We start from the raw sequence: 15,958 nt of genomic DNA, 5'->3' as shown, positions 1-15,958 counted from the left end.
TTAAAAGAGTTTAATTTTACCACCACTTTTATTTATAATTTCTTCAGCACTACGGAGTTCGATATGATTATTTGTGCTATTTAAACTAATGTTTTCGGCAGTTTTTTCGATATGGGTAGCTGTTTTATTGATGTGATTATCGGCTATGATGGATATATTATCGGCCGTTATCGAATGGTTTTCGCCGGCATTACTGGCAATATTTGCCCCGGCATTAGTATAGATATGATCGCCGGCCGATATGGAGATCAGCTGACCGGCATTAATGTGGATATTTTTTGCACTGATATTGATGTTTTCTGGTGCCGATATTTCGATACTCGATGCCTGGGTATCAAACCGGATGATATTGTTATTTTTATCGGTGATGGTGATGGTCTCGGCTCCGGATGAATCATTAAATTCAATTGTATGACCGCTTCTTGTTGCAATGGTTTTTAAATGGTTATCGGTATGGCCGCCCGTACCATTTAAACCGTGGAAAATACTGCCCAGCACAATAGGTTTGGCAATATTTCCGTCCTCGAAACCTACTACAACCTGATCGCCAATTTCGGGTATAAAAACAAAACCCCTGTTGGTGTTTACCGCTACACTGCTACCTGCATCTGGTGTAACGATCCTTAACCAATCGCTCACATCATGGTTGGTGCATATCCATTTAAACTTTACTTTGATGCGGCCCTGGCCTAAAGGATCATGATTGTCTGTCACATCGGCGAGCTGCATTGCCGGATTTGGTTTTTGATAACCGCTTACATTTATACATTCGGTACCAGCTGTTAATCCTTCAAATGTATGATGGTATTTGCCGGCAACATCTATATGGTGATTGATGCCTGTAATAAGGAATTTGCCTATACTTTCTGTTATAAAGTCGGTTTCATGCCGCATACTCATCAATATTTCGGCAATGTTTCCAATACACAGTCCGGCATTATCACCTTTGCCGGTAATTTTTAGCAGCCGGGATGCATTGGCTTTTGCTTCGTTTTCCTGATGTTTTTTAACATCGTCACTATTTTCCATCCGGATAGGGGATGCATGGTTAAGCGTTTTGCTATAGGTACGGTTAGCAGCTGTTACAGCATGAATATGATCGGGGCTGCCGTCCAAAGCCTTTTGCATGCCGCTTTGAAGTATTTCATCAGTTATGGGGTTATAGTCGAAGCAATGCTGTTGCAAGGGAGCAATTTCCATCCCATATTGGAATTGATGTATATCGCGGCCATAATATAAGGCTACTTCCTTTTGTTGATCTGGCTTGCCAAAATGGAGTTGTTTGCCATCGTAGAAAAACCATTCATGGTATGCTGCAGCCAGGCGGTTTAAGAGATTAAAATCACTTTCCTGATACTGGATTAGATAACCAATTGGTGTTTTTCGCGTGGGGTTACAAACAATTTTAAGATCATTTTCCGCAATATCTTTTGTAACCAGGCTTACAATCTCGTTTAAAGTTTTATCGAGATAAGATCCCAGATCTGCACCACGATCAATTAAAATGGTTGGACTGTAGCCACTCACAATCAAATGGCCATGATAACCGTGGTTTTGTGCCAGCGCTACATGGGTAACCAGGCCAATAAATTCCTGCATTTTATCCTGGTAGTGACCAAATGAAGCCGTAAGGGTTTTTCCTATAAAATCGCGACAGGTATCGAGGTTGATTAAATCCGGTCGGCCTGGTTCATGTTGTTTAAACCGGAGTTCGAAATAGTGGTGACCATTAAATTGCTGCTCCAGATCGAAGGAGTCAAAATAGGTAATCGCTTTACCTTCGATATTAATTTCGGTAATAAGTTTGTTTTCCATAAGCGTATGTTTAGGAATACTAATAGCGTAGTTGTATGTGGTATTTGGCAAAACCCCCGCCAATTCTTTATTATACACCTGAATGTGAGTTAGTTTGAAAATAAGGCTGTGGTTAAATCTTCGGTTAATGCGCCGCTAACGCCACTTTTTCTGAAAAAATAAATTTTATACCGCGCTTTAATGTTAAAGCATATCTTGTAATCCCAAATTGGGGAATGGGGAAAACTGGGGAAATATTTCTACAATACTAGGTTTGATTTATCCCCAATAATGTCTTTTGGCCGTATAATTTTAAACCTGATAACACTTTTCTTTACAAAATGATTAGTGGTTTAAAAATCATTGGTTGTGAGCATCGATAAAAGGGATGGCTGATGCGCTGATAATTTGTAGCACTAAAATTAGACAATCGTTTGCGCTGACATTTCTATTGTTTTGCTCATTTGCTTGTTCTATTTTTAAACATACAAATCAACAAAACCGAACAGAACCTTAACCCATGCACGTCTTACGGCTAAAAAAAATATTTGCTTTATTGCTGTTAATCAGCCTCTCAGCCGGTAGCTGGGCTCAAAATGCGGCTCCATTTGCTATAGGTACTGAATCTTTTGAGCTAAATGGCAAGCCTTATATTATCCGTTGCGGCGAAATGCATTTTGCCCGCATCCCGAAAGCCGAGTGGAAACAGCGCCTGCAAATGGCAAAAGCCATGGGCTTAAATACCGTTTGTGCTTACCTTTTTTGGAACATGCACGAAAAACAACCCGATACTTTTACCTGGACAGGGCAAAGTGATGCAGCCGAATTCTGTAAACTGGCAAAGGAGGTGGGTTTGTACGTAATATTAAGGCCCGGACCATATTCTTGCGCCGAATGGGAGTTCGGTGGCTTCCCCTGGTGGCTGCTTAAAGACAAAAACATCCGTTTGCGCACACAAAATCCATATTTTTTAGCCCGGTCTAAAAAATACCTGCTTCAGGTAGGTAAACAACTTGCACCCTTGCAAATTACCAATGGTGGTAACATTATTATGGTGCAGGTAGAGAACGAGTATGGCAGTTATGGTAACGATAAGGATTATATGAATATCATTAAAGCCAACTTAAAGGAAGCTGGTTTTAATGTGCCTTTGTTCCATTGCGATGGCCCTTCGCAGTTAAAGAACGACCATCCCGAAGGATTGTTTGCTGTGGTAAACTTTGGCAGCGATCCGGAAGCTAATTTTAAAGCTTTAAGGGCTATACAACCAACAGGGCCATTAATGTGTGGCGAATATTATCCGGGCTGGTTTGATAGCTGGGGCAGGCCACACCATAAAGGCAATACCCAACGTATAGTCGACGAACTTAAATACATGCTTGATCATAAAGCATCGTTTAGTATTTACATGGCCCATGGTGGAACCAGTTTTGGTACTTACAGTGGCGCTAATGCACCTCCGTACCTGCCACAAACCAGCAGTTACGATTACGATGCCCCAATTGATGAAGCTGGTAATGCCACCGAGAAATTTTATGCTATCCGCAAGTTATTTGCCAATTACCTGCAGGAAGGTGAGGTTTTACCTGAGGTACCGGCAGCAAACAAAATACAGCAATTACAGCCCGTTACTTTCTCATCAGTAGCGGTACTGACTAAAAACTTACCGAAGCCGGTTTTGGCCGATACGGCACTGTTAATGGAAGATTTAAACCAGGATTTTGGCTGCGTATTATACGAAACCAGTTTAAAAGCCGGTAAAAAAGCCACCCTTACTTTTAAAGACATACACGATTACGCATTGGTGTACATTGATGGGAAAAAGATTGGCGAACTGGATAGGAGAAAGGGCCGTTTTAGTATCGAATTACCAGCAAGACTAAATAAAAGTGTGTTGAGGGTGCTGGTTGAGGCTACCGGCAGGGTAAATTACGGCTACCAGATGCACGATTGGAAAGGCATTCATGGCGAAGTTTATTTGAGCGAAAACGGAAAACAGACTGCTTTAAAAGGCTGGAAAAATTATCCGATCAGACTGGGCGAGGTAAATACCCCGCTCCGCTACGAAAAACTTAACCGTCAGCCGGCAGCTGCTGCTTTTTACAAAGGCAGCTTTAAAGCCAATAAATTAGCAGACACCTACCTGGATATGGGTAAATGGAATAAAGGATTAGTTTGGTTAAATGGAATGTGCCTGGGCAGATACTGGAATATCGGCCCAACACAAACCATGCTTGTGCCAGGCAGCTGGTTAAAAAAGGGTAACAACGAAGTGGTTGTTTTCGATTTATTCGGCACCCAAACACCGGCTTTAAGCTTTTTAGATCACCCTGTTTTGGATGTGGTAAACGAAAAACAGCCCCAGTTGCACCGTAAAGCCGGCCAGAAATGGCTTGCCAATGCACAGCCACCTTATGCCGAAGGTACTTTTGCCAACGATAACAAATGGCAGACTGTAAACTTTAAACCGGTTACAGCCCGTTATTTCTGTTTAGAGGCGCTTAGCGAGCAAAAAGGACAGCCTTTTACTTCAGTAGCCGAAATTGTACTGGTTGATGATAAGGGAAATGAGATTCCGCGCAACGATTGGAAAGTTGTTTATGCCGATAGCGAAGAACTGGGAGGCGATGATGGCAATGCAGCCAATGTTTTCGATTTGCAGTTTACCAGCATCTGGCATACCCAATGGGAAAACCAGTCGCCAAAGCCACCACACCAGATTGTGATCGACCTGGGTAAAAATTACAGTATCAAAGCATTGAAACTCTTACCTCGGCAGGATAATGCCAATGGCAGAATTAAAGATTACCGTTTATATTTTAACCAGAAACCTTTTAAAAATTTATAATAGAACAGCGCTGAAGCTGAGCCGATTTAAACTGGAGAACAGTAAAATAAAGGTTAGTAAAACGTTTGTTCAAGTACAATTGCAATCAACTTAAAACTTAAATAATAAACATAAAAAACACAAATGGAACGTAGAGATTTTATCAAAAATGGTGCAGTCACAGCGGCGGGTTTAACCATCCTGCCAACAGGAAGTTTATTTGCATCATCAGATAGTGCAAAAGTAAGATTGGGTTATATTGGTGTAGGTGCACGCGGTATGAGCCATATTTCTGAAGGCGCATTGAGAGACGATGTAGAAATTGTAGCGATTTGCGATACCCAGGAAAGCTCGCTTAAAATTTGCCGCAATTTTATTGCTAAAAAAGGCAGGCCTGCAGCTACCGAATACACCGGTGGATTAGATGCTTATAAAAAACTGATAGAACGTAAAGATATCGATGCCGTAATTATTGCTACTCCATGGCAATTTCACCGCGATCAGGCAGTTGATGCCATGAAAGCCGGTAAATATGTGGGTTGCGAGGTTATTGCAGGTTTAACGGTACAAGATCACTGGGATATTGTAAATACTTCCGAAAAAACCGGAATGCCTTACATGACTTTAGAGAATGTTTGTTACCGCAGAGATGTATTGGCGGCCTTAAACATGGTACGTCAGGGCTTATTTGGTGAGTTGGTACACTTAGAAGGTGGTTACCAGCACAATTTAAGAAACGTATTGTTTAACAATGGTAAAGATTATTATGGTGGCGGTGTAGAGTTCGGGCCAAAAGCTTTAAGCGAGGCACAATGGCGTACACAGTTCAACATCGATCAGGATGGTGATTTGTATCCAACCCATGGTGTAGGCCCGTTAATGCAGTATGCCAATATCAACAGAGGTAACAGCTTTACCAGTCTGGTATCTTTCAGTTCGAAAGCCAGGGGCTTAGCTGCTTACGTAGAAGAAATGTCGCCAGGTCACCCAAATGCTAAAATTAATTATAAAAATGGCGACGTTACCACTACCTTAATTAACTGTGCAAACGGCGAAACGGTATTGCTAAGCCACGATACACACTTGCCTCGCCCTTATTCAATTGGTTTCAGGGTTCAGGGTACTAAAGGGCTTTGGATGGACGTAAACAAATCAGTTTACATTGATCATAAATCGAAAAAAGATGATGTATGGGATCCGGCTTCAGAATGGTTTGAAAAATATGATCACCCACTTTGGAAAAAATATGCATCAGAAGCTGTAGGCGCTGGTCACGGCGGTATGGATTGGTTTGTATTTAATGGTTTTATCCAGGCGGTAAAACAGAAGAAACAAACGCCAATTGATGTTTATGACTCAGTAACCATGAGTGTAATTACACCACTTTCTACCAAATCGTTAAAAGAAGGAAATATGCCACAAAAATTCCCTGATTTTACCAAAGGAAAATGGAAAGACCGTAAAAATACTTTCGCTTTAGACGATAGCGGATTTTAGTCATTTTTTGCGGGTAGTACTGCAAAGTATTACCCGCATATTTTTAACCAGAACTTATTCAGGATGGGAAAAACACCTGCCTGACACATTAATATATATTTATACCATCTTATGTTTCAAGAAGTCTTAGGTGCTTATGGACTTAACGTAGAAAAATTAACAACAGAACCTTTTGGCTCTGGTCTCATTAACCATACCTGGAAAGTTTATGGCGACGGTGTTGCCTATATTTTGCAGGAGGTAAATACCGAAGTTTTTAGAGAGCCCCTAAACATAGCCCGGAATATTGAGGCAATAAAAAAATATCTGGATCAAACTGCACCCAAATATTTATTTGTTGCGCCGATTAGTGCATTAAACGGTGATGATTTTGTTGTAATTGACGATCATTTTTACCGCATTTTCCCTTTTGTAGAAAACTCTTGTTCTGTTGATTTTGTGCAGGAACCAGAGCAGGCTTATCATGCTGCAAAACAGTTTGGTAAGTTTACCAGGATGCTTGGCGCTTTCAATGTAAATCAATTAAAGCCAACTATTTTAGATTTTCATAACCTGCCGCTGCGCGTTGAGCAGTTTAAAGTGGCTTTAGAAAATGCAGGTGATGCCAGGAAAGCCGAAGCCAAATTTGCGATTGAAGAAATTATCAGGCTTTACGAAATTGAAGAACAATACGTACACATGGTTGATAGCGGTGCACTTAACCCCCGTGTGATACACCACGATACTAAAATAAGCAATGTGCTGCTGCAGGTAGAAACAGGTATTGGCCTTTGCGTAATCGATTTAGATACGGTAATGCCGGGCTATTTTATTAGCGATGTGGGCGATATGATGCGTACCTACCTTTCTGAGGCCAATGAAGAAGAACGCGATATTAATAAAATAGCGATCAGGGAAGATGTTTTTGCCGCCATACATAAAGGATATATGGAAGAAATGGATTCGGTTTTAAGTTTCGCCGAAAAACAGTTCTTCATTTATGCCGGTAAATTTATGATTTATATGCAGGCGGTTAGGTTCATTACCGACTTTTTAAATGGCGATGTTTATTATAAAACAAGTTATCCGGAGCATAACCTGGTTAGGGGCTTAAATCAGCTCGATTTGTTGAATAAATACATGGCTAAAGAAGCGCGTTTTGAAGAAATTGTAAAGCAGATCAATGCAGATAGGGTAAACGATCCAAAAAAGATCTTAAACTAATAAGGTAAAGGTAAGATGTTCAGTTTTTTATGCTTCATCGTTTGAGCTGGACATCACTTTTTACCTTTATTACCTCAATTTTAGCGCAAACGTTTGTTATTTAATGTAAATGACTAATTTTTGCTTCAATTTTCATGTTTTAAGCGCTGAATTTTAGCTTTTATCAGTTAAGCCTGTGTTTGTTCTTCAACATATTCGAAGGCAATGATATTTGTTTTAAATACCCAGTATTTCATTAAGGGGTAGTTAAAACCATAGGACACAACACTATCTATCAATAACCGGCCAATTTTATAATCTAAATTGAAACTGTTGTGGAGCAGATAGGTTCCTGCCGATTTTAAAGAAATACTCCCCAGTACTACCATAAAGAAACGGATAAGCTGCATATTGGCAGTACCATGATAGCCATCGGTACTTTTAAAGGCCCAGAAACGGTTAATGCAAAAGTTTACCATACCACCTATTGATCCGGAAATGATGATAGAAATGGTAAAATGAATATGCAGGAGCTCGGTTAAGAGTATCATTAACCCGTAATCGGTAAGTCCGCCCGAAAATGCAGATACCTGAGCCTTTAAGAAGAGTTTAACAGATTGCCAGCTCATTATACCCGGTCAGCTTTGTCTCTGGCATCGCCTTCTTTCAGTAGTTTTTGTGTATCAACCGTATTGATAATCAAAAGCAAAGCACTAATGGCCATGGCAAAATAGCCAATAATGCCGGTTATCAGGCTTTCAGCCAGTAAAATTAGCGAAATGATTACACGTAGTTCAGTAGGGCCCAGGTGCCCCGTATCAATACGGTAGTTTCCTGTAATTTTATACCTCAGCAAAGCAATAATCATCGACCAGCCATACAATACCACAAATAAGAAGGCCAGTACCTGGTATGGGCCGGAAGCATAAAAATAATAACCCAAGCCAATGAGTACAATGCTTAGCCAATCCATAACAATATCGAGCGTAAAACCATACCACTTGCGCGGAATGTGTCGGTAATAAGCCAACCTGCCATCTAACGAATCGCCGAGCCAGTTAATGAGTAAGCCCCCAATACCAATTAATAAATGGGTATTGCCGTAATGGTACGCCAGTATAAATGCAACGAAAACCACTACTGAGCCAAGCATGCCAATACCTGTCATAAAATTCGGTGTAACCCAACCGGGAACCTTTTTCAGTAGAAAAAGAATTAGTTTTTGCTCTCCACCGCGTAAAATGTTCGTCCTTTCTCTGTCGGTAAAAAGCTTTTGGTGCACAACAGCCACTTTTTCTCTTTTAGTATTACACTCCATTTAAGCACCTGCTATAATAAACCCGAATATTAGCGCTGTTTCCGGGCGGTATAATTTTAAACTTATTCTTTTTGGCGCAGTTTTTAAAAACAGGCCGGCGCGCTTTAGCTTCCCCGATCTGACCAGATAGCTGAACAATAAAACAAACAGCATAATCTATTTTACGATTCCGGCAAAGCGTTGATAAAATACAGTCGGGCTGTTCTCGTTTTTAGGGGCGTATTTTCCGGCGATAATCGGCACATAAATTACGCGTCGTCTGCTCGCTTCGCCCCGAACTGATGATTCGGCCACTCGGTGCCAAAGCCGGCCATCGTGTATGGTCAAATCGCCTGCCTGTGGTAATATCGATACTTCCTGTGCATCGGGTTTGTTATCTAAAAAGTATTTCTTGCGGAAAAGCATCTGGTAAATACTTTGTTTATGGGTACCCGGAATAATTTTTAAACCTCCATTTTCGGGTTGCAAGGTGCTGAGGTGTATGCCTACATTCAGCATTGGGTTTAGTTTGGTGCCATAAAATATATCTCTTAAACCATCAGTATGCCAGCCCATTTTGCTAAACTTACTTTCGGGCCCGTTAATGTAGTGGTTAAATACCATGCCGTCTTTTTCTTCGGTACCTAAACGCGCGCCATCACCAGCCAGTTGAAGCAGTGCATTAAAACGCGGATCGAGCAGTAAACCACTTAAAGTTTGGTGGTGCTGATTAATAAAAGCAAAGCGTTGCACGATGGATGAGCCATCAAGGTCTTTGCCATATTTAATGGGCACGCCATTAATTTTCTTGATATCTTGCAGCAACCATTTTTGTTCTACCTGTTTAGCGGCCTCAATAATGGCAGAAACTGTTTCGGGTTCAATAAAATTTTTAAAGTGGATAAACCCATGGGTATTAAAAAAATCGAGCTGTCGGCTTGTTAATTGGTCGGATAGGGTAAAGGTTGGATACGATGTTGCCATGTGACAAAAAATTAAAGGTTTAGGAAAAAGATAAATTGGATTTAGAATTATGCGCAACAACAGCACATTCGCATGGGCGAGTGGTTCGGTACTGAAAGGAAATAAAACAAAAATGTTTTATTCGACATAATCTATAGATTTAGTAGTATTTAATGCAAACGTAATCTTTTTTTAACATTCCAAAGAATTTTATTTCATTTTTTTATTTTTTTTATGCTGATTCGGAATTTAATGCGGAAGGCGCAGTGAAAAGCTGGAGCCGCCGTATGTTCAATGACGCTAATTATAAATTTTCCAAATATGGTTCATTGACCCTTTTATAGCATTAGCATTGCCATCCGGTAGCTATCGGATCGAGCTGGCAAGACGGTTAGTGCTAAAGGGACTGTGAAAATGACTCATTTATTCTTCTATTGCATTAAGATTGCCAGTCAAGCTGGCAATGACGGTTAGTGCTAAAGAGATTGCACAAAAAAAAGGTCTACTCATTAGATTGTGTATCAGTGCAACCAGCATCTTGTACTTCGAAATTGATAACTGGTAATTGTTTACTGTAAATTGCCAACTGAGAACTGAAAACTGCCAACTGAAAACTGTTAAACCTTATAAATCCCTGCAGCTATTTTCTCGATAAATGCTTTTGGCAGAACCCTGTTGGCGTAAACGCTGATGATATTGGTAAAACCTGGAATGATTTCTGATTTTTTTGCAAACATGCCTTTGAGTGCAATTTCAGCAACTTCATCGGGTTTCATGTTAAATTTTTCGGCCATTTTGCTAAAGGCATCCAATCCGGCACGTGCCGCAAATCCGGTGTCAACAGGCCCTGGACTAAAGCAGGTTACTGAAACCGGACTGTCTTTCAGCTCGAACCTTAGTGCCCTTGTAAACGAAAGTACATAGGCTTTGGTAGCCGAATAAACGGCCATGGTGGGCACAGCCTGGTATGCTGCCGTACTGCACACATTGAGTATATAAGCCTGTTTCTCTTTTTGCAGCATTGGAATAAAATAATGACACAGCGAGGTCAATACGTTTATGTTGAGCTGGCACATTTCAAGCTGTTCAGTAAGCTTTAGTTCGCTGAATTTACCCCACAAACCGTAACCTGCATTGTTAATGAGTATCGAAATATTAAGCTGTTCTTTTGCCACCCATTCATAAAGCTCGGAAGCCGCATTTGTGATGGTTAAATCGATAGCTAAATAATGTACCGTTACGTCGTAAGTATGCTGAATTTCATTCTGCAAATCATTAAGTGCAGTAGCATCTCGGGCAACAAGCAAGAGGTTAACTTTTCTTTTGGCCAGCGCAATAGCCATTGCTTTTCCTATTCCTTTACTCGCACCAGTAATGAGTGCGTAAGTTGGTTGTGTTTCAGCCATATTGTATAACAGGTAGTTTTTGGCTAATATCTATAATTCGCGGCGAACAAATGAAGTTCAAAACCATCTTTTTTGTTTTATTATTTTTAACAAGTCTAAATAATGTTAGCTTTGCCGAAATTTTAATTTTAATGAAACACACATACTTCAGATTACTTGTACTAACACTCTCTGTTTTATCTGCCTTACCACTTTTTGCGCAAACCGAAAAGGGGAGCATTCGGGGTAAAGTAGTCGATTCGTTAGGCAACAATATTCCCTTTGCCAACATCCAGGTTAAAAAACAAAACCTTAAAACTACTTCCGATAAGTTTGGTGTATTTAAACTCAACGCAGTACCTGCAGGGAATCAGCAAATCAGGATTTCGATTACGGGTTATAACCAGTTGGAGCAAAGCGTGGTGGTTAAGGCAAATGATACAGCCACTGTTACTTTTACTTTAAAGGAGCAGCAATCAGATCTAACCGACGTGATTGTTTCGGCCAGCAGAAGACCTGAATCTTTATCGCAAACACCTTCGTCGGTAACGGTATTAACTGCGAAGGAGCTGTCTACCCAATCAACCATTAGTCCTAATTTAGCCAATATACTTTCTTACAGCGTACCTGGATTGGGTTTTTCGACCAATCAGACCGGTAACTCAGGTCAAACTTTACGCGGACGTAATGTACTCGTATTAATTGATGGTATTCCGCAATCTACGCCACTAAGGGCAGGTGGAAGAGATATCCGCAGTATCGATCCTTCAGTTGTGGAACGCGTTGAAGTAATTAAGGGAGCAACAGCCATTTATGGTAATGGTGCCGAAGGCGGTTTAATTAACTACATTACCAAAAACGGAGATAAAGGAAAAGCTTTTGGTGGTTATACACAGGCTGGCTTAACCGGCAACCTGAAAGGCGACAGTACCATTGGTTACCGCTTTTCGCAACAGTTTTATGGTAAAGTAGCCAAATTCGACTATCTGGTAAGCGGCATGTACGAGAAAACCGGCGTATACCGCGATGCGGAAGGTTTGGTTATTTCGCCTGAATATGGTCTAGGCGAAACCAAATCGTACAATGGTTTTGTAAAACTGGGTTATAATTTCACCGCAAAACAACGCCTGCAGTTGATGTACAATTATTTCAGCTCGCGCCAGCATTCGCTTTATACCACCAAAGATGGGGTTTATGGCCAATCGCCAGCCATTGGTGTTTACGGCACGCGTTTAGGTGTGGATGAAGGTACCCGTTTTAATCACAATGCCAATTTACAATATACCAGTCAGCAGATTTTTGGTAAAACCGATTTAACAGCCAATTTGTATTACCAGGATTTTTATACCATTTATTCTAATTCAGCTTCATTTTTCGGTGGAGGTCAATCGGCCATTACCTCAACCAAAAAAGGTGCAAGGGTAAACTTAAACACCCCATTTAACCTTACTGCAAATGTGCCGGTAACTTTAAATTATGGTTTGGATTTAATGAACGATAAAACGGCCCAGAGTTTAACCGACGGACGTTTATGGGTGCCTAACATGAACATGGTTAACTTTGCCCCATATTTACAGGCATCGACTACTTTGTTTAACGATTTAACCATTAAAGGAGGTTTAAGGACCGAAAATATCAATATTGATGTTGATGATTTTAACACGCTGGCAACTGGTGCAAACGGTGCCGGTAGTATTGCCGTACAGGGTGGAACCTTAAACTACAATGCCTTTGTATTTAATGCCGGGGCCAGGTATTCTAAATTTAAATTTTTTAACCCTTTTATCAGCTATGCACAATCGTTTTCGGTTTTCGAGCTGGGCAGGGTTTTAAGGGCAGCTAAAAGCAATACTTTATCGCAGCTGGAAACCAAGCCAATTATTGTAAACAATTACGAAGCAGGTTTTAGTAGTACAGTGGGTAAATTAAACTTCAGTGCAGCTTATTATTACAGTACCTCTAAGCTTGGAGCCAACCTGCTTGAAGTGAATGGTACATACATTTCTCAGCGTATTCCTGAGCGTGTATATGGCTTCGAAATCCAGGCCGATTACCAGATTTTGCGCGATTTAAGCGTTGGTGGTAACTATGCACAGGTAGAAGGAAAAGGAGATGTAGATAATGATGGCACTTTTAACGGAAACGTAGATGTGTACCTGAATACTACCCGGATCCCGCCTTCTAAAACAACGGTTTACTTCAAATATTCGGGCGTTAAAAACCTGACTTTAGATGTAAACTGGATGCGAGTGGGGAACCGCGATCGCTTTAAAACCAATGCTGCAGGTAAATATTTAATCGGCGAAGGGCCGGTAAAAGCGTTTAACTTATTTAACTTAGCTGCTGCTTATCAGGTTACTCAACCACTAAGGTTATCACTTGGTGTAGAGAACCTGTTAAACAAGGTATATTACCCGGCCATATCGCAGTTTTATGGTAGTAACGTAAATTATGTAAGGGGAAATGGACGCAGGTTTAACCTTTCAGCTGGTTACGCATTTTAATTGATGAAGAAAAAGAATTTTAAAAATACCATCAGGAACATTCACTTATGGCTTGGCCTGGCGACTGGCCTGGTGGTATTTATAATTGCTATTACCGGGTCGATTTACGTATTTGAAGAAGAGATCAGGGAATTTACACAAAAAGATTTTCGTTATGTAGGGCTTCAACAGAAGCCCTTTGTGGGTTTAGATAGGGTGATTACTGCTTTTGAAAAGCTTTCACCTAAAGATCCCATCAGGCTGATCCGTATGGAAGAAGCTTTCCCAAATGCCACAGTCGAAATTACCACCAAAAAAGGGGCTGCCTACTACTTTAATCCCTATACCGCAGAACTGGTAAAAAAAGGTAGGGAAGATTGGCTGGCAGTGGTAGAACATATCCATACCTCGCTTTTGCTTGGTAAAACCGGCGAATTTATCATGCAATGGTCGGTAGTGATTTTTGTGATCATGCTCATAAGCGGTCTTGTACTTTGGTTTCCGGGGCAGATGCGTTTATTAAAGCAATCGCTCACCATTAAACACAAAGCTTCTTTTAAGCGCCTAAACTACGATTTGCATAATGTTTTGGGATTCTATGCCTCGCTAGTACTGTTGGTAACGGTACTAACCGGCTTATACTTTGCTTTTAAGGGAGTAAAAAATGCGGCGAGTTTCTTTACGGGGAGCAAACTTAGTCAAGGGAAAGCAGTAGTTGCGCAAAAACCTACACAGATTGAGCCTTTAGCTGTGCGTTACAATAAAATTTATATCGCTGCCCAAAAACAATATCCTGGTGCCATTTCGAGTAGTTTTTCTGTTCGTGGCAAAGGCGAGTTGCGTTTACGGATGATTTATCCTTACCGCTGGGCGCGCAAACAGAATACTTTTTTCTATGATGAGGCTACAGGAGCGATGTTAAGGTCGAAACTTTATGCTGATTTTAACGGAGCCGATTTGATTGAAGCCACCAATTACGATTTGCATACCGGGCGATTGTTTGGTTTGCCACATAAAATTGTATCTTTTTTCGCTGCCCTGATAGCGGCCAGTCTGCCCATTACCGGTTTTATCATCTGGTGGAAGAAAAGAAAAAAGAAGCCTAAACAGACAGTGCGTATTGCTTAAATCGCTCCAGCACGGATTGACAGAAAGCCTGCTGCATGCCTAAATCAAGATTGGCAACTGGTTCAAAGTTTTCGGTGATGGTAACAGGACCGTCGCCCGTAAAAGTAAGTTGGGTTTTCCGGCCATCTGTTAAAGTATAGGCTATAAACTGATAGGTGCGTATTTCATCATAAGTGCCTTGAAAATCAAAACTTTCACTGCCATCCTTTTTGGCCATGGCAAATAGAAAACTTTTACCTTTAAGGAGATCATTTTCTACACGGGTATTGGTCCATTCGTCATTTGGGCAATTCCATACAGCAATATGGGCTGGGCTTGTCCACAAATTCCAGACTTGCGATATAGGCAGGTTAATGGTAACGGTTGCACTTAAGGTGTTTTTCATCTTTAGGAGTTTAATAAAAGTAAAGTTAAACCGGAGATTGTACTTCGTACAGGGGCATTACAGACAAATAAAGTGGGGATTCAGGATTTTTTAACCGCAAAGAGAAGACGCCGACCGACGCATAGGCTAATCACTAAAGATGATCGTCATCCTGAACTTGTTTCAGGATCTCTTCTAATTTTTAACCGCAAAGAAAAGAAGTCGAGCTGTTGCCCGCAGATAACCGCAGAATAGGTTTTATGCATGCTGTCTTCCGACCTCCGACCCCTGACGTCCGACTTTTTGACTAACTACGCTTTTTTCTTGTATGATAATCAAGACTTTGCAAACAAAAAGTGCTTAAATGTTGTAATACTAATTCCTCTAACACGGGAGTAATTGGAAAGGGATAGCTATGGATGTAGTTATCCTTTTCTTTTTAAAATTAACGATCAGGGATTTAATTTGTTTAGTTCATTTTGTTCAATCCATGTTTTTTATAGCTGTACAGGTTGTATGTTTTTGCCAACCATTTGTTATAATGGCTGTTGTTTAAGGATGGATGATCGGTTGAACTTTATTTTAGGCATAGTATTTTTATTGGGAGGAGTAATTGTTTTTTATTTCATTTTCAAACCCGACCGGGAAAAAAGACGGTAGCATTATTGTTCAAGCATATTTTTTATTACCCTTGTAAAAAAATAAAATGGACAAACCACTCATACATATCACTTATTGCCCTAAATGTGGCTGGATGTTGCGTTCGGCTTACATGGCGCAAGAAATTTTAACCACTTTTGTTGATGAGGTAAAGGGAGTAACGTTGTTACCGAGTGAAACATCGGGTGTTTTTACAGTATATGTTGGCGAAAAGCTGATCTTTGATAGAAAGCAGATGCAGCGTTTTCCGGAAATTAAAGAACTGAAACAGTTAATCCGCGATGAGGTAAATCCCGAAATGAGTTTAGGTCATTCGGATGTTAAGTAGTTGTTTATCAGAAATAACCGAATATAAGTTAAGCCTTTCTTTATAGCAGA

At 40.6% G+C, this 15,958-nt stretch carries 12 protein-coding genes; 6 read left to right on the top strand and 6 right to left on the bottom strand.

The features are described from left to right. Positions 1-1,815: a type VI secretion system Vgr family protein gene (locus tag OC25_RS00275; RefSeq protein WP_156131346.1), complete on the bottom strand. Its 1,815-nt coding sequence runs from the start codon at positions 1,813-1,815 to the stop codon at positions 1-3. Positions 1,816-2,314: 499 nt separating this feature from the next. On the opposite strand from OC25_RS00275, the gene OC25_RS00270 reads away from it, so the two are divergent. From OC25_RS00270 to OC25_RS00260, 3 genes are all read left to right on the top strand, one after another. Continuing rightward, complete coding sequence (locus OC25_RS00270; protein WP_039470516.1) at positions 2,315-4,642, top strand: beta-galactosidase; 2,328 nt, start codon at positions 2,315-2,317, stop codon at positions 4,640-4,642. Positions 4,643-4,765: 123 nt separating this feature from the next. After that, positions 4,766-6,118 (top strand): Gfo/Idh/MocA family protein, encoded by a 1,353-nt coding sequence (locus OC25_RS00265; RefSeq protein WP_039470513.1) that lies wholly within the window; start codon positions 4,766-4,768, stop codon positions 6,116-6,118. A gap of 111 nt (positions 6,119-6,229) precedes the next feature. Continuing rightward, on the top strand, positions 6,230-7,321 hold the full coding sequence (locus OC25_RS00260; protein WP_039470511.1) for a phosphotransferase enzyme family protein: 1,092 nt from the start codon (positions 6,230-6,232) through the stop codon (positions 7,319-7,321). Between the two features lie 167 nt (positions 7,322-7,488). On the opposite strand, the gene OC25_RS00255 is transcribed toward OC25_RS00260, so the two are convergent. From OC25_RS00255 to OC25_RS00240, 4 genes are all read right to left on the bottom strand, one after another. Continuing rightward, positions 7,489-7,929 carry a GtrA family protein gene (locus OC25_RS00255; protein ID WP_052265844.1) on the bottom strand — a complete coding sequence of 147 codons (441 nt, stop codon included), beginning with the start codon at positions 7,927-7,929 and terminating at the stop codon, positions 7,489-7,491. Then, positions 7,929-8,618 (bottom strand): CDP-alcohol phosphatidyltransferase family protein, encoded by a 690-nt coding sequence (locus OC25_RS00250; RefSeq protein ID WP_052265843.1) that lies wholly within the window; start codon positions 8,616-8,618, stop codon positions 7,929-7,931. Before OC25_RS00250 ends, OC25_RS00255 begins: the two co-directional genes overlap by 1 nt. A gap of 156 nt (positions 8,619-8,774) precedes the next feature. Next, complete coding sequence (locus OC25_RS00245; RefSeq protein ID WP_039470508.1) at positions 8,775-9,581, bottom strand: phytanoyl-CoA dioxygenase family protein; 807 nt, start codon at positions 9,579-9,581, stop codon at positions 8,775-8,777. A gap of 596 nt (positions 9,582-10,177) precedes the next feature. Then, the gene (locus OC25_RS00240; protein ID WP_039470506.1) at positions 10,178-10,966 is read right to left on the bottom strand and encodes an SDR family NAD(P)-dependent oxidoreductase; all 789 of its coding nucleotides are present in this window, start codon (positions 10,964-10,966) and stop codon (positions 10,178-10,180) included. 131 nt (positions 10,967-11,097) lie between these two features. Between OC25_RS00240 and OC25_RS00235 the strand changes: the two genes are divergently transcribed. Together OC25_RS00235 and OC25_RS00230 are read left to right on the top strand one after the other, a co-directional pair. After that, positions 11,098-13,449: a TonB-dependent receptor gene (locus OC25_RS00235; RefSeq protein WP_039470717.1), complete on the top strand. Its 2,352-nt coding sequence runs from the start codon at positions 11,098-11,100 to the stop codon at positions 13,447-13,449. 3 nt (positions 13,450-13,452) lie between these two features. Next, complete coding sequence (locus OC25_RS00230) at positions 13,453-14,556, top strand: PepSY-associated TM helix domain-containing protein (RefSeq protein ID WP_052265842.1); 1,104 nt, start codon at positions 13,453-13,455, stop codon at positions 14,554-14,556. Here OC25_RS00230 and OC25_RS00225 read toward each other — a convergent pair. Then, entirely contained in the window at positions 14,531-14,941 is a 411-nt protein-coding gene (locus tag OC25_RS00225; protein WP_039470503.1) for an SRPBCC domain-containing protein, read from the bottom strand. The genes OC25_RS00230 and OC25_RS00225 overlap by 26 nt on opposite strands. 685 nt (positions 14,942-15,626) lie before the next feature. Here OC25_RS00225 and OC25_RS00220 point away from each other — a divergent pair. Further along, positions 15,627-15,908 (top strand): Rdx family protein, encoded by a 282-nt coding sequence (locus tag OC25_RS00220; RefSeq protein ID WP_039470502.1) that lies wholly within the window; start codon positions 15,627-15,629, stop codon positions 15,906-15,908. The last annotated feature ends 50 nt before the right edge of the window (positions 15,909-15,958 follow it).

It is taken from the genome of Pedobacter kyungheensis, assembly GCF_000812965.1.
GTDB classification, from domain to species: domain Bacteria; phylum Bacteroidota; class Bacteroidia; order Sphingobacteriales; family Sphingobacteriaceae; genus Pedobacter; species Pedobacter kyungheensis.
The sequence above is the reverse complement of the archived record's forward strand: the minus strand, read 5'-3'. Positions and strand labels throughout refer to the sequence as shown.

Coding starts and splice junctions, on each gene's coding strand:
- OC25_RS00270 (WP_039470516.1), top strand. CDS start 2,315: ATGCACGTCTTACGGCTAAAAAAAATATTTGCTTTATTGCTGTTAATC.
- OC25_RS00230 (WP_052265842.1), top strand. CDS start 13,453: ATGAAGAAAAAGAATTTTAAAAATACCATCAGGAACATTCACTTATGG.
- OC25_RS00240 (WP_039470506.1), bottom strand. CDS start 10,966: ATGGCTGAAACACAACCAACTTACGCACTCATTACTGGTGCGAGTAAA.
- OC25_RS00245 (WP_039470508.1), bottom strand. CDS start 9,581: ATGGCAACATCGTATCCAACCTTTACCCTATCCGACCAATTAACAAGC.
- OC25_RS00275 (WP_156131346.1), bottom strand. CDS start 1,815: ATGGAAAACAAACTTATTACCGAAATTAATATCGAAGGTAAAGCGATT.
- OC25_RS00250 (WP_052265843.1), bottom strand. CDS start 8,618: ATGGAGTGTAATACTAAAAGAGAAAAAGTGGCTGTTGTGCACCAAAAG.
- OC25_RS00255 (WP_052265844.1), bottom strand. CDS start 7,929: ATGAGCTGGCAATCTGTTAAACTCTTCTTAAAGGCTCAGGTATCTGCA.
- OC25_RS00265 (WP_039470513.1), top strand. CDS start 4,766: ATGGAACGTAGAGATTTTATCAAAAATGGTGCAGTCACAGCGGCGGGT.
- OC25_RS00220 (WP_039470502.1), top strand. CDS start 15,627: ATGGACAAACCACTCATACATATCACTTATTGCCCTAAATGTGGCTGG.
- OC25_RS00260 (WP_039470511.1), top strand. CDS start 6,230: ATGTTTCAAGAAGTCTTAGGTGCTTATGGACTTAACGTAGAAAAATTA.
- OC25_RS00235 (WP_039470717.1), top strand. CDS start 11,098: ATGAAACACACATACTTCAGATTACTTGTACTAACACTCTCTGTTTTA.
- OC25_RS00225 (WP_039470503.1), bottom strand. CDS start 14,941: ATGAAAAACACCTTAAGTGCAACCGTTACCATTAACCTGCCTATATCG.